Genomic DNA, 17,460 nt, shown 5'->3' on the forward strand with positions numbered 1-17,460 from the left:
TCGGTCAGGAAGAGCCGTCAGCGCCCTTCTCTGCATCCGAAGTTAGAAATCGCGACCCCTCGTCGGCGTCCCGCTCCAGAGCCGTGTTCCTGCGTAGCTCTCAGGTATGACAGGGGTTACCTGAGAGTCAGGTCCGAGGCTGAAGTCCCTGGTGAGAGTGGTCGGTTAGGGTCGATGGATGACCGCAACCGACTGGCGTCACGACCGCATAGGCAGTGCTCACCGGGGGCAGAACCCGACCGTCCTGCGCCGCCTCGACGCGGGCTTCGCCGTGATCGGGGACCGGCAGTTCCTGCCCGGGTACTCCGTCCTGCTGACCGACGATCCCGCCGTGACCCGGCTCTCCGACCTGCCCCGGGCGCGCAGGACCGCCTACCTCACCGACATGGAACGGCTCGCCGAGGCCGTAGAACGGGCCTGCCGCCGCCTCGATCCCGCGTTCCGCCGCGTGAACATCGAGATCCTGGGCAACACCGACCCGTACCTCCACGCCCACATCTGGCCCCGCTACGACTGGGAGCCCGCCGACCGCGTCCGGCTGCCCGTCTGGTTGTACGGGGAGGAGTACTGGCGGGACGGACGGTACGAGCTGAGCCACCGCCACGACGGTCTGCGGGCCGCCATCGGGGAGGAGCTGGACGCCCTCGGAGCCCAGTCCCTCGGAGCCCAGTCCCTCGGAGCTCAGTCCGCCGCCAACGGTTCTACGTAGCCCGCCCGCCAGCGGGGTGCCGGGTCCTGGCCGGGGCTGGTCCAGTACTCCCGCGCTCCGACGATCTCGCCGTCCCGCACCGTCCAGAGGGAGACGGCCCGGTAGAGCACGTGGTCCTGGGGCATCTCCGCCTCGGTGACGACGAGGTCCCCGTCCGCGAGTGCCCTGCGGGGCCGGGTGGGGTGCGGCGGTGCCGGGTCGGCTGCGCGGGGGGCAGGCTGCGTCCGAGGCACCTGGGGCTCCGCCCCAGACCCCGCGCCTCAAACTCCCCCAGACTCCGTCCGGGGGGACCCCCAGGCGGGGCCGGTTGGTGGTGCGGGCGGGGGTGTGGACAGGGTGTCCAGGGCCGCCGTCAGGCGTTCCAGGACGTGGACCGTTTCCGTGAAGGCGGCATCGCCCAGTTCTTCTGCCAGGCGGGTGGCCAGGGAGGCGTGGCCCGGGGTGATGCGGGCGATCGCCGCGCGGCCCGCATCCGTCGGGCGCAGGAGTTTGGCGCGGCGGTGTGCCGGGTTCGGGACGTACTCCGCCAGGCCCTCGGCGGCGAGCAGGTCGGCGATGCGCTGGACGCTCTGCCGCGTGATGCCCATGGCCCGGGCGATGCCCGCGACAGGGAGGGGATCCCGGAGTACGGCTCCGAGCACCTGCCACCAGGCCGCGGTCAGGCCGGCCGGGCGGGCCAGCTCCTCCGACACCGCGAGGAACTGGCCGTTCAGCCGGAACACCCCGAGCGCGGTCCGGCTCAGCAGGTCCTGCCGGGCCCGGACGGGGAGTTCCTCCGGCTCACGCATCGCCCGCCGCCTCCGCCGCCATCAGGACCGGGTACGCGCTCGCGTCCGAGTCGTGGAACAGCCGGTACCAGGCGTCCAGCACATCCGGCTTGTACACGTCCAGGCGGGCGAAGACCTCGCGGGCGAAGGCCACCGGTTCCGTCGGCCCCGCCGTGATCAGGTCGCCGTCCGTCACCGCGTCGGCCTCGACGTAGCGCTCGGCGCCCCCGTAGCCCGGCTGCTCGGCCAGGTAGAAGGAGGCCGCGCTGGTGTGGGCGCGCCCGTCCAGCAGGCCCTCCCGGGCCAGGCCGGCCGTGGCTCCGCAGATCGCCGCGACCGGCACGCCGGCGTCCAGGAACTCCCGGGCCTTCGCCGCGAACGGCGCCAGCTCCTCGCTGGTGTCCCACAGCGAGGCGCCGGTGAGGATCAGCAGGGAGGAGTCCTGCGGCCGCAGGTCGGCCAGGGCCAGGTCGGGCTGGATGCGGACGCCGCCCATGGTGGTGACCGGCCGCTCCGCGGCCGGGCCGACGGTACGGACCCGGTGGCCGCGCTGGGTCAGGTGCGCGGTGGTGTGACCGGTCTCCCAGTCCGCGTACGTGTCGTAGACCGCGAGGTGGACGGGCTTGCGCGGGGTCTCGTTCATCGTGATCGCCTCCGGCGTTGACGTTCAGGACCTGCTCTGAGCTGCTCTGACCTGTTCTATGACAAGAGACTGTCATGATGACAGGATGCTGTCAATGGCTCAGAGAGGCAGGCGCGTGGCAGACAGACTGCCGAGACCGGCCCCCCACCCCCATACAGTCCGCCGATATCCCTCCCCACCTGCGCACTTCTAGCGTGACGCCATGACCCCTCATGTCACCTCGCACACCCTCGCCGCAGTGAAGGACGCCGACCGGAAGCATGTCTTCCACTCCTGGTCCGCCCAGGCCCTCATCGACCCGCTCGCCGTGGCCGGGGCCGAGGGGTCGTACTTCTGGGACTACGACGGCAAGCGCTTCCTCGACTTCTCCTCCCAGCTGGTCAACACCAACATCGGCCACCAGCACCCCAAGGTCGTCGCCGCCGTCCAGGAGCAGGCGGCCCGGCTCTGCACCCTCGCGCCCGGCTTCGCCGTCGACGTCCGCTCCGAGGCCGCACGCCTCATCGCCGAGCGGACCCCCGGCGACCTGGACAAGATCTTCTTCACCAACGGCGGCGCCGAGGCCGTCGAGAACGCCGTCCGCATGGCCCGGCTGCACACCGGCCGGCAGAAGGTGCTCTCCACCTACCGCTCGTACCACGGCGCCACCGCCGCCGCGATCAACCTCACCGGCGACCCGCGCCGCTGGCCCTCCGACACGGCCGCCGCAGGCGTCGTGCACTTCTGGGGCCCGTACCTCTACCGCTCCGCCTTCCACGCCACCACCGAGGCCGAGGAGTGCGAGCGGGCCCTCGCCCACCTCGCCGACACCATCGCCTTCGAGGGGCCGCAGACCATCGCGGCGATCATCCTGGAGAGCGTGCCCGGCACCGCCGGGATCATGACCCCGCCGGCCGGCTACCTCGCGGGCGTACGCGAGCTCTGCGACCGCCACGGCATCGTCTTCATCCTGGACGAGGTCATGTCGGGCTTCGGCCGCACCGGCAAGTGGTTCGCCGCCGACCACTGGGGCGTCACCCCCGACCTGATCACCTTCGCCAAGGGCGTGAACAGCGGTTACGTGCCGCTCGGCGGCGTCGCCATCTCCGCCGCCATCGCCGAGACCTTCGCCACACGCCCCTACCCGGGCGGACTCACCTACTCCGGCCACCCCCTGGCCTGCGCCGCCGCCGTCGCCACGATCAACGCGATGGAGGAGGAGGGCATCGTCGAGCACGCCGCCCACCTCGGCGCGAACGTGATCGGCCCGGCGCTCGCCGAGATCGCCGAGCGGCACCCCTCCGTCGGGGAGGTCCGCGGGCTGGGCACGTTCTGGGCCCTGGAACTCGTACGGGACAAGGAGACGCGCGAGCCCCTCGTCCCGTACAACGCCGCCGGTGCGGCCAACACGCCGATGGCCGAATTCGCGGCGGCCTGCAAGGCGTCCGGGCTGTGGCCCTTCGTCAACATGAACCGCACCCACGTCGTCCCCCCGTGCACCATCACGGAGGCGGAGGCGAAGGAGGGGCTGGCACTGCTGGACGAGGCACTGACGGTCGCCGACCGCCACACCACGTCCGGATAGCGGTCGGCACATTCGCATACCGATCTTCAACCGCTCTATTTCGGCCTCGCTGCCTGGCCTAAGGTGTCCGGAGTTCACCTAAGGAGACGGACCCCTATGCCAGGCAGCGGCGCTGTCACCCGCAACACACTTCGCCAGCAGATCGCGGACGCGCTGCGTGACGAGGTGCTCGCGGGACGCCTGCCGCCCGGGACCGAGTTCACCGTCAAGCAGATCGCCGAGCAGTACGAGGTCTCCGCGACCCCGGTCCGCGAGGCACTGGTCGACCTCTCGGCCCAGGGCCTGCTCGAACTGGTCCAGCACCGCGGCTTCCGGGTGCGGATCTTCTCCGTGGACGACTTCCGGGGAATGATCGAGGCCCGCTCGCTGGTCGTGGACGGGATCTTCCGCAGGCTCGCCGAGCGCGGCACCGCCATCGGCTCCGGCGAGCTGCTGGTGTCCGTGCGGCGCCGGGCCGAGGAGGCGCGGCGGGCCGCGCAGAGCGGTTCGCTCGAAGTGCTGATCGGCTACGACCTGCGCTTCTGGCGGGAGCTGAGCGGGCTGGTCGGCAACACCTACATCTCCGAGTTCCTGCACCGCATCCGGGTGCAGTGCTGGGTCTTCGCCGTACCCCACCTCCAGCGCGACCCGCAGCGGCTGCGGGCGGCGCTCTGGGACGGGCACAGCGACCTGGTGGACGCGGTGACCCTCGCCGACGCGGACGCGGTACGGCGCATCGTGCAGGGGTACAACCAGCACGGCCTGGACTGGGCCGCCGGACTCTAGCCGTACGGTTCTGCAGTCGTACGGCGTCTGCCGTCGTGTGGCGTCTGCAGTCGTACTGCCGTCGTACGGTTCTGCCGTCGTACAGGTTCTGCGCACCCCTTCGCGGAGCGTGTCCGGAGCACTACTCTGGCCGGATCGGCGCCAACGACTGATCGGAGCCCGCGTGGCCTGTGACCTGTGGCTGGTCCCTCTTGTCGACGTGCTGTGCCACAGCCCCGACAACCCCTTCGCGGAAGAGATCGCCTCGTACGACAAGGCGCTCGGCGAGGCCGGACTGCCGTCCGTGCCCGTGTTCGCCTACATGCCGGGCCTGAGCGGCGACGTGGCCCCGGTCGCCGGCTTCGACTACGACGCCCTGCATTTCCTGCGGCGGGCGTACCTGCTCCAGATCTGCGGGCTGCCGGTGACCCCGGTGGACGAGCTGGGCGGGGACTACGAGCAGCTCCTGGAGATGTTCGAGCCGACCGCGCAGCAGTCGCATCTGGTGTGGCACTACGACCACGCGGGGGCGTACGTGCCGGTGGATTTCGCGGCTCCGCTGGCGAACGAGGAGCTGTTGGCCGGTGGAGGGCCGCTGGGGTCCGCGCAGGGGTTGCTGCGGGAGCTGGCGTTCGTGGCTCCCGCCATCGGGATAGATCCCGGTAATCCGCCTGCCGCGCCGGCGCCGCCGGGGCGGCCGACGTCGTTGGAGGAGCCGGCGGGGCCGATTCCGTATGACGACAGTCCGTTCGCGCGGGAGCGGCACGTGTGGCTGGGGTTGCACGCCGCCGCCACGCGGAGTCTGGGACAGGGCTCCATGATCATCTTCAGTTGAGCAGGGGGTCTGCGGCGGAGCTCGGAGATCGGGGCTCCGCCCCGGACCTCCCCCAGACTCCGTCCGGGGGACCCCCACGCCTCGGGCGCCGACAGGGCCGAACCGGTCAGCGGGGCTGTTCCGGGGGGCGCTGGCGGGGCATGTTGGGGCGGGTGCCCGGGGGCAGGGGGAAACGGGCCGGGGGGACGTACGCGTCCGAGCGGGCTCCGTTGGCGCCCAGGGACTGCATCACCAGCGGGGCGGGGCCGGAGCTGAATTCCACCATCCACTCCGCGGTCTCGGAGCGCACCAGCTCCGTCACGTCCTCCGAGAAGCGGCGCAGCACCGTCAGGCACCGCTCGGCGGCCTCGCTGGCCGTGCCCTCCGTCGGCCCGAGCACCTCCCGTACGTTCTCCGAGGCCCAGTCGAACTGGAGGGTCTGGAGTCGGCGCTGCACCGCCTGGGCCGTGGCGACGTCCCGCATCCAGCCCGAGGTCAGGCCGAAGAACCGGTCGCAGGCCAGGCAGGCAGCGGCCAGCAGCAGGGACAGGTAGCCGTACGCCGACGCGCCCGGCGCCGAGCCCGTCAGCTCCAGCAGCGGCATCGCGGCGCCCGTGACGGCGCCCGCGGCGGCCCCGACGCGCAGCACGCGCGCACCACGGCGCTTCCACGCGCGGTCGGACAGGTACCACTCGGCGGTGCGCAGCGCATCGGCCTCGACCCGGCGGTAGAGCTCGTCGAGCCGCTCGGCAGGCTCGCCCCAGTCCCCGAGGGGGAACGGCCGTCCGGTCAGATCGCCCGCCGCCATCGGTCCGCTGCCCTCCTCCCGGGGATCCCGGGGTGGCCCCTCGGGCTGCATCTCCGGCTGGCTCACCCGGCACTCCCTCTGCCTGCGCTGACGTGTGGTGGTGCGCGTGTGCGCAATGATGCGCATGCTCTTCCTACCTTCGAATGAGGCGCGATGGGCAAGGTATCCCAGGATTTCCGCCCGCAAGGAGGTCTCCATCAGGTACGCGTACGTCCTGTCTCTCACTCGAAAGAGTTGGTCCTCACGGCGTAGGGCGCAGCGCGCGGGGAGCACGTAGGCTCGGATTGACCAAGCGTCCCGACGGCATGGAGTGAGTGACCTGTGATTCCCGGTGGTGGCCAGCCCGACATGCAGCAGCTGCTCCAGCAGGCCCAGAAGATGCAGCAGGACCTCGCAGCGGCCCAGGAAGAGCTGGCCAGGGCCGAGGTGGAGGGCCAGGCCGGCGGCGGCCTCGTCAAGGCGACCGTCACCGGCTCCGGTGAGCTGCGTGCCCTGGTGATCGACCCGAAGGCCGTGGACCCCGAGGACACCGAGACGCTCGCCGACCTGGTGGTCGCGGCCGTCCAGGCGGCCAACGAGAATGCCCAGGCGCTCCAGCAGCAGAAGCTGGGCCCGCTGGCCCAGGGGCTGGGCGGCGGCAGCGGCATTCCCGGCCTCCCCTTCTAGCATTCCCACCGCACACGAACGAAAGAAGGCAGTCCGTTGTACGAAGGCGTGGTCCAGGACCTGATCGACGAACTGGGCAGGCTGCCCGGCGTCGGGCCCAAGAGCGCGCAGCGGATCGCCTTCCACATCCTGCAGGCCGAGCCCACCGACGTCCGCCGCCTCGCGCATGCGCTGCTCGAGGTGAAGGACAAGGTCCGGTTCTGCGCGGTGTGCGGGAACGTGGCGCAGGAGGAGCGGTGCGGCATCTGCCGCGACCCGCGCCGCGACACCACGGTCATCTGTGTCGTGGAGGAGCCGAAGGACGTCGTCGCGATCGAGCGGACGCGTGAGTTCCGGGGCAAGTACCACGTCCTGGGCGGCGCGATCAGCCCGATCGAGGGCGTCGGCCCCGATGACCTGCGGATCCGCGAGCTGCTGTCGCGCCTCGCGGACGGCGAGGTGACCGAGCTGATCCTCGCCACCGACCCGAACCTGGAGGGCGAGGCGACCGCCACCTACCTCGCCCGCATGATCAAGCCCATGGGCCTGAAGGTCACCCGCCTGGCCAGCGGGCTCCCCGTCGGGGGAGATCTGGAGTACGCGGACGAGGTCACGCTCGGGCGGGCCTTTGAAGGAAGGCGACTTCTCGATGTCTGACGCAACGCTGCACGCCCTGGGCCAGGACCCGGACGACTTCGCCGCTTCCATCGCGGACCAGATCGAGTCGTTCATCGTCGCGGTCACCGAGGTGGCCAAGGGCGAGGACCCGGACAGTGCGGTGCCCTTCCTCCTTCTGGAGGTCTCCCAGCTGCTGCTGGCGGGCGGCCGGCTGGGCGCGTACCAGGACGTGCTGCCCGACGAGCGGTACGAGCCCGACCTCGGCCCGGAGCCGGACGTGGACGACCTGCGCGAGCGGTTCGCGGTGATGCTGGAGCCGGTCGACGTCTACTCCGAGGTCTTCGACCCGTACGAGCCGCGCAAGGCCCCGGTCGCGCACCGGATCTCCGACGACCTGGCCGACGTGGTCGCCGACCTGCGGCACGGGCTCATCCACCACCAGGCGGGCCGGATCACCGAGGCGCTGTGGTGGTGGCAGTTCTCGTACTTCACCAACTGGGGCCCGACGGCCTCGGCCACTCTGCGTGCCCTCCAGTCGCTGATCGCGCACGTACGGCTGGACCAGCCCCTCGCCGCCCTGGACGGCCTGGACACGGACGAGGACCTGGCGGAGGACGAGCTCGCCGAGCAGGCCGGAGAGGTGATGGCCCAGGAGCTCGGCGGTCTCGGCCGCGCGTGAGCGCCTGGGCGAGTGCGCAGGTGAGCGCCTAAGTGAACGTGCAACCGAGCGCGCAACCGGGCGCGTAACCGAGTGCCCCGCGGGGGAACCCATCGTTTGATCTTTACGTCTCATGATGTGGTACGAAGCGGTCGGATCCCGGTCGCTCGTTACACTGCACCAGCAATGAGACGGACTGAGCGAGGAGCGCACGTGGGCCTTGTCGTGCAGAAGTACGGAGGCTCCTCCGTAGCCGATGCCGAAGGCATCAAGCGTGTTGCCAAGCGGATCGTGGATGCCAAGAAGAACGGCCACCAGGTGGTCGTCGTGGTTTCCGCGATGGGCGACACGACGGACGAGCTGATCGATCTCGCCGAGCAGGTTTCTCCCATGCCTGCCGGGCGCGAATTCGACATGCTGCTGACCGCCGGAGAGCGGATCTCCATGGCCCTGCTGGCCATGGCGATCAAAAACCTGGGCCACGAGGCCCAGTCGTTCACCGGTAGCCAGGCAGGCGTGATCACCGACTCGGTCCACAACAAAGCGCGCATCATCGATGTCACGCCGGGCCGTATCCGCACCGCACTGGACGAGGGCAACATCGCCATCGTCGCCGGCTTCCAGGGCGTGTCCGCGGACTCCAAGGACATCACCACCCTCGGCCGTGGCGGCTCGGACACCACCGCCGTCGCGCTCGCCGCGGCGCTGGACGCCGAGGTGTGCGAGATCTACACCGACGTCGACGGCGTCTTCACCGCGGACCCCCGCGTCGTGAAGAAGGCGAAGAAGATCGACTGGATCTCCTCCGAGGACATGCTGGAGCTCGCGGCCTCCGGTTCCAAGGTGCTGCTGCACCGCTGCGTCGAGTACGCGCGCCGCTACAACATCCCGATCCACGTCCGCTCGTCCTTCTCCGGACTGCCGGGCACCTGGGTCAGCAACGAGAATCCGCAAGGGGACGCGCAGGTGGAGCACGCCATCATCTCCGGAGTCGCTCACGACGTCTCCGAAGCCAAGATCACGGTCGTCGGCGTCCCGGACAAGCCGGGCGAGGCCGCGGCGATCTTCCGCGCGATCGCGGACGCCGAGATCAACATCGACATGATCGTGCAGAACGTGTCGGCGGCCTCGACGGGGCTCACCGACATCTCCTTCACGCTGCCCAAGACCGAGGGCCACAAGGCCATCGACGCCCTGGAGAAGGCGAAGGGCCAGATCGGCTTCGACTCCCTGCGCTACGACGACCAGATCGGCAAGATCTCCCTGGTCGGCGCGGGCATGAAGACGAACCCGGGCGTCACCGCCTCCTTCTTCCAGGCGCTGTCCGACGCGGGCGTCAACATCGAGCTGATCTCCACCTCCGAGATCCGCATCTCCGTCGTGACCCGCCAGGACGACGTCAACGAGGCCGTCCGCGCCGTGCACACGGCCTTCGGCCTCGACTCCGACAGCGACGAAGCCGTCGTCTACGGAGGCACCGGACGATGACCGCCGACCGGTCCTCCGGCCCGGCGCTCGCCGTGGTCGGGGCGACCGGAGCAGTCGGGTCGGTCCTGCTCCAGATCCTGTCCCAGCGGGCGGACGTCTGGGGCGACATCCGCCTGATCGCCTCCGCGCGCTCGGCTGGCCGGGTGCTGGCCGTCCGCGCGGAGGAGAGCGAGGTGCTCGCCCTCACCGAGGACGCCTTCGACGGCCTCGGTCCGGGCGACATCGCGCTGTTCCTGACCCCGGCCGAGGTCTCGGCCCGGTGGGCTCCCGTCGTCACCGCGCGCGGGACCGTCGTCGTGGACCAGTCCGCGGCCTTCCGGGAGGACCTCGAGGTGCCGCTGGTGGTGCCCGAGGTCAACGGGCACGCCGTACGGATCCGCCCGCGCGGGATCGTCGCCGGCCCCGACTGCGTGACCGCCGCGATGATCGCGGCCCTGGGCGCGCTGCACGCCGAGTACTCCCTCACCGATCTGGCCGTCTCCACGTACCAGGCCGCGAGCGCCGCCGGCCGGGCCGGCTCCGAGGTGCTGCGCCGCCAGCTGTCGCTGGTCGCCGGGACCTCCCTGGGCGAGCACACCGGAGACGTACGCCGTGCGGTGGGCGAGGACACCGGCCCCTTCGCGGCGCCGCTGGCCCTCAACGTCGTGCCGTGGTCCGGTGAGCTGCGCGAGGACGGCTGGTCGTCGCACGAGCTGGCCGTACGGGCGCAGACCCGCCGGATCCTGGACCTGGCGGCGCTGCCGATCGCCGTGACCTGCGTACAGGTTCCCGTGGTGACCGGGCATTCCCTGACCGTGCGGGCCCGCTTCGAGAACGAGGTGGACGCCGTCCACGCCCGGCAGATCCTGGACGCCGCGCCCGGTGTGGTCCTCGTGGACGACCCGGCGGCGGGGGAGTTCCCGACGCCGGCGGACGCCGCCGGAACCGATCCGGCCTGGGTCGGGCGGGTGCGGGTCTCGCTCGACGACCGGTGCGCGCTGGAGTTCTTCGTGTGCGCCGACAATCTCCGCAAGGGCGCCGCCCTGAATGCCACTCAGATCGCGGAACTGATCGCGGGTGAATTTGCGTAATTCGCTTTGTAGGATCGGTACTGATCCCTTGATCAAGGTGATGGCCCGACTGCCGTCTCGATAGACGGGGCAATCGGGAAGAGCGGGTACGCATGAGGGCAATGGGGATATTGCTGTGGCGGCTGCCTCGCGCGTACAACCCTGACGGGGGGACGCGTGTCCTACAGGCGTGGCAGAGGCACTGCTCGAACTGGCCGTCCTACCGGCGCGCACCGGGTTCATCCCGTCGCACCGGGGCTCCCGTGCGCCCGGCGGCGGTCTTCCTGTGATCGTTCCCGTCCCGCCGGCCGGGCCGTCCGAGGCGCCCGTACGGGCTGCCGTACCGACCCGGGGCGGCCGCGTGCCCGCACCGCGCGACAGCGCTGAGGCGGGCGGGAAGCCCGCGGAGGCCGAGTCGGTCACCGAGGCCGAGTCGGTCACCGAGGCCGAGGCCGAGACCGTGACCGAGGTCGTGGCGGGCACCACCGTCGACCACCTCACGGAGACCTACCAGGCGCACTACCGCTCGCTCCTGGGCCTCGCCGCGCTGCTCCTCGACGACACCGCCTCCTGCGAGGACGTGGTCCAGGAGGCGTTCATCCGCGTGCACTCGGCCCGCAACCGGGTCCGTGACCGCGACAAGACGCTGGCGTACCTGCGCCAGACCGTCGTGAACCTCTCCCGGTCCGCCCTGCGCCGGCGCATCCTCGGCCTCAAGCTGCTGTCGAAGCCGATGCCGGACATGGCGAGCGCCGAGGAAGGCGCCTACGACCAGCTGGAGCGGGACGATCTGATCAAGGCGATGCGCGGACTGCAGCGCCGCCAGCGAGAGGTGCTCGTGCTGCGTTACTTCGCGGACATGACGGAAGCCCAGGTCGCCGAGACGCTCGGGGTGTCACTCGGCTCGGTGAAGGCGTACGGATCGCGGGGCATTGCCGCGCTGCGGGTGGCGATGGAGGCTGCGCAGTCATGAGGGACGACCACACCGCGCCGGGCGGCGCGAGCGAGGAAGAGGCCCTGCGGGGCCTGCTGCGCGGGGCCGTGGGGGGCCTGGAGCCCTCCGATGGCGCGCTGGAGCGGCTGCGGTACGCCGTCCCCGCCCGCCGGACCCTCAAGCGGCAGGCCTTCATCGGCGCCGCGGCCGTCGCGCTGCTCGCCGGGACCGCCATCCCGGCCGCCATGCACATGACCGCCGGCGAGGGCACCTCCACCGAGCACTCGGCGATGGCCGGACACGGGGCGGAGGCCGGCGAGAAGCCGGGCGCCGCGCCCGCCGACCCGCACCAGAACGGATCCGGGACCCAGCCCAGGGCCACCCGGTCCGGCAGTGGCGCGCCCGACGCGGGCGGCACCACCGGGCAGCCGGACCCGACGGCTTCCGGTTCCCCGGCCGGCGGGGTGACCGTCGGCCCGACGAGCAGCGGCACCGCCCCCGGCACGGTCGTGGGCAGCGGCAACGGCCCGCAGCCGCCTGCGGCCGCGCCGGGTGTGCCCGGGTGCGGCGCCGAACAGCTGGGGGTGGTGGGCGCGGCCCGCGCCCCGGAGGCCGACGGCAAGGTCTACGGCAGTTTCAAGGTCACCAACGTCTCGGCGCAGGGCTGCGCCGTCGCCGGCCCGGACACCGTGACGGCGGCCGCCGCGGCCGGTGCCCCGACCGGCCCGGGCTCCGGGGTCGCCGTGGTCGGTCACACGGCGGGGGACCCCGCGAGCGGGCTGCTGCCCGATCCGTCGGCGGAGGCGCCGGTGCTGGTGCTCCAGCCGAACACGGCGTACGAGGTCCGCTTCGCCTGGGTGCCGTCGGGGGAGCCGTGCGCCGCGGCGAGCCCGGAGGCGGGGGCGAAGCCGCCGCAGGGCCAGTCCGCCGACATGCCCGCCGCCGACCCGGACACGGGGACCACGCCCCCGGCGGCGCCGGGCGTGGCGGTGTCCCACACGCCCCCGACCGGTTCCCCGGTCACGCGGACGACCCTTCCCGAGGCCTGCGGGGGCACGGTGTACCGCACGGGAGCGATCCCGGTGGACGCCCCGAAGCCGCAGCCGTAGCCGCAGCAGGGGACCCGGACCCGGATCCGGACAGGGCTTAGGCGGTCTTGGCGCTCTCGCGGGTCTCGGCGGGGACCAGGCCCGCCTCCGTGTCGCGGAGGGTTTCCAGCTCGCGGCGGTAGAGGCGGAACCACATGAAGAGCACGAAGGCGACGAAGACGAACCACTCGCCGGTGTAGCCGAGGTTCTGGAAGGCCTTCAGGTCGAGCCCGGTGTTGTTCGGGGCCGCGGCGGGCACCGGGGCCATGCCGTCCGACGGGGTCTGCACGGTCAGCCAGGCGTCGTACAGGCCGTACGGGACGAGGTTGACCAGCGAGGCCGCCCCGATCACGCCGAGCTGCCCGGCCGGGAGGCCGCCCTGGGCGTGGACCCCCTTGGTGCCGGAGTTCTCCGAGGCCTGGAGCGCGCCGGTGACCTCGACGCGGCCGGCCGGCGCGGCCGGGGCCTTCGCCGGGTCGGCCGTCCCCGGCAGCCAGCCCCGGACCACCGGGACGGCCTTGCCGGAGTCGGTCTTCAGCAGGGTCAGCACGTAGAAGCCGGTCGCGCCGTCCAGCCGGCGCTCGGGGACCAGCAGCTGGTCGCCGTACTCCCCGGACGCGGAAGCCAGCCGTCCGGAGGTCTTCTTGTCCACCGGGAGCAGCGAGTCCAGCGGCGCGGCCGTCTGGCCGGCGGGCCGCCCGGAGGTCGCCTCGCGGTGGCTGTCGACGCGGTCCTCGAACCGGCCGAGCTGCCAGGACCCCATGAACAGGCAGAAGGGGACGGCGAGCGCGACGAAGACGTTGATCCCCCACCAGCGCGGGGTCAGGAGAAACCGGTGCACCCCACCACCGTACGGGGGTGCACCGGCCGTCCCGCCGGGTGGGGCCCCTCCCAGCGGTAGCTGGGGGAGTCAGCGCGGGAGGTGCTTGAGCGCGAACTCCAGTTCCATCCGGACCTGCTTGATCCGCTCCTCCACGACCAGCGAGCCGTGCCCGGCGTCGTAGCGGTACACCTCGTGCACCGCGCCGCGCGCCGCCAGCCGGTCCACGTAGTTCTCGACCTGCCGGATCGGGCAGCGCGGGTCGTTGACGCCCGCCGCGATGTACACGGGAGCCTTCACCGCATCGACGTACGTCAGCGGCGAGGAGGCCTCGAAGCGGTCCGGGACCTCCTCCGGCGTGCCGCCGAAGAGGGTGCGGTCCATGGACTTCAGCGCCTCCATCTCGTCGTGGTAGGCCGCCACGTAGTCGGCGACCGGTACGGAGGCCAGGCCCACCGCCCAGGCCCCGGGCTGCGTGCCGAGGCCCAGCAGCGTCAGGTAGCCGCCCCAGGAGCCGCCCGAGAGCACCAGCCGGGCCGGGTCCGCCAGGCCGGAGGTCACCGCCCATTCGCGGACCGCCGCGATGTCCTCCAGCTCGATCAGGCCGACCCGGTGCTTGAGGGCGTCCGTCCAGGCGCGGCCGTATCCGGTCGAGCCCCGGTAGTTGACCCGGACGACCGCGAAGCCGTGGTCCAGCCAGGCCGCCGGGGTCGCCGCGAAGGCGTCGCTGTCGTGCCATGTGGGCCCGCCGTGGATCTCGAAGACCGTCGGGAAGGGGCCGTCGCCGTGCCCGGCCGGCCGTTGTGCGAGCGCGTGGATCCGCCCGCCGGGGCCCTCCACCCACACGTCCTCCACCGGCACCGAGCCGGGCGCCCGGAAGCCGGGAGGGTCCAGGACGATCCCGCCCGAGGTGGACCGTACGGCCGGGGGCTCGGCCGCCGAGGACCACTGGTACTCCACCGTCCCGTCGGGGCGCGCCGTGGCACCCGACACTGTCCCCGGCGGCGTGTCCACGCGTACGAGCGCCCGCGCGGCCAGGTCGTACCGCCAGAGCTCGCTGCGCGCCTCGAAGCCGTGCTCGATCAGCAGGGCGGAGCCGTCCGGGTACCACTCGGCGCTGACGTCGCCGGGCAGCTCGATCGCGAGCTCCTCCTCGGCGCCGGTGGCCACGTCCCACACCATCGGCTCCCAGCGGCCGCGCCGCTGGTGGCCGACCAGCAGCCGGGTGTCGCCCGCGACCGGCGCGAAGCCCAGTACCTCCAGGCCCAGGTCTTCGGCGCCGCCCCGGGAGTCGTCCAGCTCGGCGACGGTGGCGCCGTCGAGGGTGACCACGCGCAGCGCGGAGTGCATGGCGTCACCGTGTTCGGTGTGCTCGATGGCGACCAGGGTCCCGTCGTGGGACAGGTCTCCGACCCCGGCCGACTCCCGGTGCCGGTAGATCACGGCGGGCGCGGCGCCGTCCGGCCGGACCACGTGGATGGTCGTGCCGTCCTCGTCGGTGGAGCGGCCCACGACCGCCGTCCCGTCGCGGCCGATGGCCAGCCCGGCGTGGTAGGAGGGCTCCAGTCCGGGGGTGGCCGGCTCGTCGGGGCCGCCCGCGAAGGGCTGGCGCACCCAGGTGCCGAACTCGTCGCCGTCGGTGTCGGAGAACCACCAGATCCACTCGCCGTCGGGGGTGAGGGTGCCGTCGGTGGTGCCGTTGGGGCGGTCGGTGGCCTGCCGCTGGGCGCCAGTGGCGCGGTCCCAGGCGTAGAGCTCGAAGGTCCCGGTCGCGTTGGAGACGAAGAGCGAACGGTCCGGGGCGTCCTCGGCCCACTCGGGCAGCCCGACGCGCGGCGCCCGGAACCGCTTCTCCCACGCGGGCATGTTCAGATCGGTGTCGCTGGTCATGCCCCCCATTCTTGCCGCACGCCGCGCCGGGATGCCGACTGCTCCGAACGGGCGCACAGTGGAACCCGAGTACGCCTGTTCCGTGTCCCGAGGAGGAGTGATCATGGCCAAGAAGGCTCGCACCGGTCACCACGGCCACCGGGATTCCGAGCGTGCGATGGCGAAGAACACCGCGGCCGAGGCGCGCGCCAAGGCCGCCGTCAGAGACGTGCAGTCGCTCTCCGCGAAGACGCGGGGCATGCAGCAGAAGGCTCAGGCCAAGCGCGGCTGAGTCCGGCACCGGTCACCGGCCCGCGCCCTCCCACGAGGTCGCGGGCCGTGTGCGTACGCTGACCGCATGCGGATGATCGTCCGGGGTGCCCGGCTGCTGCACGCTCACGGCCTGTCCGACGTGGAGGTCGCCGAGGACGGGCGGATCGCGCGGGTGATCCCGTACGACGACCAGAAGGAGCCGCCGGCCACCGGGACCCTCATCGAGGCCCACGGCTCGCTGCTCACCGCTCCCTTCGTCGAGCCGCACATCCACCTCGACACGGCCCTGACGGCCGGCGAACCGCGCCCCAACGCCTCCGGCACCCTCTGGGAGGGCATCGCCTGCTGGAGCGAGCGCAAGCAGACCCTGACCCGCGAGGACGTGATCGCGCGGGCCACCGAGGTGCTGCGCTGGCAGGCGGCGCAGGGGGTGCTGCACGTACGGACCCACTGCGACGTGACCGACCCGGCGCTCACCGCGCTCGACGCGCTGCTGGAGGTGCGCGAGCGGGTCCGGGACGTCATGACCTTGCAGATCGTGGCCTTCCCGCAGGAGGGGATCGTCTCCTTCCCGGACGGTGAGGCGCTGCTGCGCGAGGCCGTGACGCGCGGGGCGGACGTCGTCGGCGCCATCCCGCACTTCGAGGACACCCGGGAGGACGGGGTCGCCTCGCTGAGCATCGCGTTCGCGCTGGCCGAGGCGCACGGGCTGCGCGTGGACGCGCACTGCGACGAGATCGACGACGAGCAGTCCCGCTTCGTGGAGGTGCTGGCCACCCTCGCGCTGCGCTCCGGCCTGCGCGAGCGCGCCACGGCCTCGCACACGACGGCGATGGGCTCCTACAACGGCGCCTACAGCTACAAACTCCAGCGGCTGCTGTCGCGTTCGGGCATCAACCTGGTCTCCAACCCGTTCGCCAACCTCAACCTCCAGGGCCGCTTCGACGCCTATCCCAAGCGGCGCGGGCTCACCCAGGTCAAGGAGATGCTGGCGGCGGGGGTCAACGTGGCCTTCGGCCACGACGACGTCATGGACCCCTGGAACGCGCTCGGCACCGGCAACCCGCTCCAGACCGCCCTGGTCGGGCTGTACGCCGCCCAGCTCACCGGGGCGGACGAGATCCCGCTGGCCTTCTCGATGGTGACGGAGCGTGCGGCGAGGGTCCTGGGCCTGTCGGAGACGGAGTACGGCATCAGGGAGGGCGCGCCCGCCTCCTTCGTCCTGCTCCCGGCCCCGACGCCGGAGGAGGCGATCCGCCGCCAGGTCCGGCCCCGGTACGTCGTCTCGCGCGGCACCGTCCTGGCCGAGACCCCTCCCGCCCCGACGGTGCTCTCCTGGCCGGGCGAGCCCCCGGCGGAGGTCGGCTTCAGCCGGTCACGGTAGGCGTCCAGCCAGGTCGGAGCCGTAGTTCCCGTGTGAGAACCGGGTTCGCGCGACCGGGTCGGATAGCGTGCCCGCATGTCGTGGGACGAGGACGGAACACCGCACCCGCTCGCACTGCGCCGCACCGGCCGCAGCGAACTGGAGCCGGACCGGCTGCCCGAGGTCCGGGAGCTGGAGGTGCTCGGCTGGGAGCCCGCGCCCGAGGGACTGCGCTGGGCCTTCCTCCCGTACGTCTGGCCCCCGGCGGCCCGCACCTGGATCCCGGACCGCTCCACGCACTGGGCGGTGGAGACCTCGCTGGACGGCCACGGCCACATCACCGGGGTCGAGGCCGCCCCGCTCCCCGAGGCCGACCTGCACGACCTCGACGGGGAGGCCTCGGCCGTCCTCGCCGGCCTCGGCCTCCCGCCGCGCCCCGAGGGTCGGCTGTGGCTGCTCCGCCCCGTCGGCCCGTTCGCCACCGTCGCCGAACTCCTCGGCCACCTCGACGCGCTGGCTGCCGGTCGCGAGGTGGAAGCCCGGGCCTCCACGGAGTTCCTCTCCCTGGTCAGCGCCGAACTCGAAGCGCTCGCGGCAGGCTAGTGC

20 protein-coding genes are annotated in these 17,460 nt (G+C 72.2%); 14 read left to right on the plus strand and 6 right to left on the minus strand.

All coding sequences use genetic code 11. The features are described from left to right. Positions 1-178 precede the first annotated feature (178 nt). Positions 179-709 (plus strand): HIT family protein, encoded by a 531-nt coding sequence (locus tag JIW86_RS21985; RefSeq protein ID WP_257555577.1) that lies wholly within the window; start codon positions 179-181, stop codon positions 707-709. On the opposite strand, the gene JIW86_RS21990 is transcribed toward JIW86_RS21985, so the two are convergent. The 3 genes from JIW86_RS21990 to JIW86_RS22000 are packed head-to-tail and all read right to left on the minus strand — an operon-like array spanning position 682 to position 2,119. Beyond that, positions 682-942: a hypothetical protein gene (locus JIW86_RS21990; RefSeq protein WP_257555578.1), complete on the minus strand. Its 261-nt coding sequence runs from the start codon at positions 940-942 to the stop codon at positions 682-684. The genes JIW86_RS21985 and JIW86_RS21990 overlap by 28 nt on opposite strands. Before the next feature lie 27 nt (positions 943-969). Further along, on the minus strand, positions 970-1,497 hold the full coding sequence (locus tag JIW86_RS21995; protein ID WP_257555579.1) for a MarR family winged helix-turn-helix transcriptional regulator: 528 nt from the start codon (positions 1,495-1,497) through the stop codon (positions 970-972). Beyond that, complete coding sequence (locus tag JIW86_RS22000; protein ID WP_257555580.1) at positions 1,490-2,119, minus strand: DJ-1/PfpI family protein; 630 nt, start codon at positions 2,117-2,119, stop codon at positions 1,490-1,492. The genes JIW86_RS21995 and JIW86_RS22000 overlap by 8 nt, the downstream gene beginning before the upstream one ends. 202 nt (positions 2,120-2,321) lie before the next feature. On the opposite strand from JIW86_RS22000, the gene JIW86_RS22005 reads away from it, so the two are divergent. The 3 genes from JIW86_RS22005 to JIW86_RS22015 all read left to right on the plus strand — a co-directional run bounded on the left by JIW86_RS22005 (position 2,322) and on the right by JIW86_RS22015 (position 5,262). Further along, the gene (locus JIW86_RS22005; RefSeq protein ID WP_257555581.1) at positions 2,322-3,683 is read left to right on the plus strand and encodes an aspartate aminotransferase family protein; all 1,362 of its coding nucleotides are present in this window, start codon (positions 2,322-2,324) and stop codon (positions 3,681-3,683) included. Between the two features lie 96 nt (positions 3,684-3,779). Further along, positions 3,780-4,448: a GntR family transcriptional regulator gene (locus JIW86_RS22010; RefSeq protein WP_215143301.1), complete on the plus strand. Its 669-nt coding sequence runs from the start codon at positions 3,780-3,782 to the stop codon at positions 4,446-4,448. Positions 4,449-4,611: 163 nt separating this feature from the next. Beyond that, the gene (locus JIW86_RS22015; RefSeq protein WP_136217620.1) at positions 4,612-5,262 is read left to right on the plus strand and encodes a hypothetical protein; all 651 of its coding nucleotides are present in this window, start codon (positions 4,612-4,614) and stop codon (positions 5,260-5,262) included. A 106-nt stretch (positions 5,263-5,368) separates the two neighbouring features. Here JIW86_RS22015 and JIW86_RS22020 read toward each other — a convergent pair whose 3' ends face one another. Then, on the minus strand, positions 5,369-6,115 hold the full coding sequence (locus JIW86_RS22020) for an SLATT domain-containing protein (protein WP_215143303.1): 747 nt from the start codon (positions 6,113-6,115) through the stop codon (positions 5,369-5,371). 255 nt (positions 6,116-6,370) lie between these two features. On the opposite strand from JIW86_RS22020, the gene JIW86_RS22025 reads away from it, so the two are divergent. The 7 genes from JIW86_RS22025 to JIW86_RS22055 all read left to right on the plus strand — a co-directional run bounded on the left by JIW86_RS22025 (position 6,371) and on the right by JIW86_RS22055 (position 12,550). After that, positions 6,371-6,715: a YbaB/EbfC family nucleoid-associated protein gene (locus JIW86_RS22025; protein WP_215143305.1), complete on the plus strand. Its 345-nt coding sequence runs from the start codon at positions 6,371-6,373 to the stop codon at positions 6,713-6,715. A gap of 36 nt (positions 6,716-6,751) precedes the next feature. Then, positions 6,752-7,351, plus strand: coding sequence for a recombination mediator RecR (gene recR / locus JIW86_RS22030; RefSeq protein ID WP_215143307.1), 600 nt, complete (start codon positions 6,752-6,754; stop codon positions 7,349-7,351). Continuing rightward, positions 7,344-7,991, plus strand: a complete 648-nt coding sequence (locus tag JIW86_RS22035) for a DUF5063 domain-containing protein (RefSeq protein ID WP_215143309.1) — start codon at positions 7,344-7,346, stop codon at positions 7,989-7,991. The genes recR and JIW86_RS22035 overlap by 8 nt, the downstream gene beginning before the upstream one ends. A 192-nt stretch (positions 7,992-8,183) precedes the next feature. Continuing rightward, entirely contained in the window at positions 8,184-9,458 is a 1,275-nt protein-coding gene (locus JIW86_RS22040) for an aspartate kinase (protein WP_215143311.1), read from the plus strand. Beyond that, positions 9,455-10,528 carry an aspartate-semialdehyde dehydrogenase gene (locus JIW86_RS22045; protein WP_257555582.1) on the plus strand — a complete coding sequence of 358 codons (1,074 nt, stop codon included), beginning with the start codon at positions 9,455-9,457 and terminating at the stop codon, positions 10,526-10,528. The genes JIW86_RS22040 and JIW86_RS22045 overlap by 4 nt, the downstream gene beginning before the upstream one ends. A gap of 220 nt (positions 10,529-10,748) precedes the next feature. After that, complete coding sequence (locus JIW86_RS22050) at positions 10,749-11,480, plus strand: SigE family RNA polymerase sigma factor (protein ID WP_257559389.1); 732 nt, start codon at positions 10,749-10,751, stop codon at positions 11,478-11,480. Then, on the plus strand, positions 11,477-12,550 hold the full coding sequence (locus tag JIW86_RS22055; protein WP_257555583.1) for a hypothetical protein: 1,074 nt from the start codon (positions 11,477-11,479) through the stop codon (positions 12,548-12,550). The genes JIW86_RS22050 and JIW86_RS22055 overlap by 4 nt, the downstream gene beginning before the upstream one ends. Before the next feature lie 37 nt (positions 12,551-12,587). Here the strand turns inward: JIW86_RS22055 and JIW86_RS22060 are convergent, their stop codons facing one another. Together JIW86_RS22060 and JIW86_RS22065 are read right to left on the minus strand one after the other, a co-directional pair. Continuing rightward, a complete protein-coding gene (locus JIW86_RS22060; protein WP_257555584.1) occupies positions 12,588-13,370 on the minus strand; it encodes an SURF1 family protein in 783 nt (260 codons plus the stop codon). Positions 13,371-13,439: 69 nt separating this feature from the next. After that, on the minus strand, positions 13,440-15,239 hold the full coding sequence (locus JIW86_RS22065) for a prolyl oligopeptidase family serine peptidase (RefSeq protein WP_257555585.1): 1,800 nt from the start codon (positions 15,237-15,239) through the stop codon (positions 13,440-13,442). 103 nt (positions 15,240-15,342) lie between these two features. Here JIW86_RS22065 and JIW86_RS22070 point away from each other — a divergent pair, with 103 nt between their 5' ends. The 3 genes from JIW86_RS22070 to JIW86_RS22080 all read left to right on the plus strand — a co-directional run bounded on the left by JIW86_RS22070 (position 15,343) and on the right by JIW86_RS22080 (position 17,457). Next, on the plus strand, positions 15,343-15,510 hold the full coding sequence (locus JIW86_RS22070; protein ID WP_257555586.1) for a hypothetical protein: 168 nt from the start codon (positions 15,343-15,345) through the stop codon (positions 15,508-15,510). Between the two features lie 66 nt (positions 15,511-15,576). Beyond that, positions 15,577-16,875: a cytosine deaminase gene (gene codA / locus JIW86_RS22075; RefSeq protein WP_322975541.1), complete on the plus strand. Its 1,299-nt coding sequence runs from the start codon at positions 15,577-15,579 to the stop codon at positions 16,873-16,875. A gap of 75 nt (positions 16,876-16,950) precedes the next feature. After that, positions 16,951-17,457: a DUF5956 family protein gene (locus tag JIW86_RS22080; protein WP_257555587.1), complete on the plus strand. Its 507-nt coding sequence runs from the start codon at positions 16,951-16,953 to the stop codon at positions 17,455-17,457. The last annotated feature ends 3 nt before the right edge of the window (positions 17,458-17,460 follow it).

Origin of the sequence: Streptomyces sp. NBC_00162 (genome assembly GCF_024611995.1) — a bacterium.
Classification (GTDB): domain Bacteria; phylum Actinomycetota; class Actinomycetes; order Streptomycetales; family Streptomycetaceae; genus Streptomyces.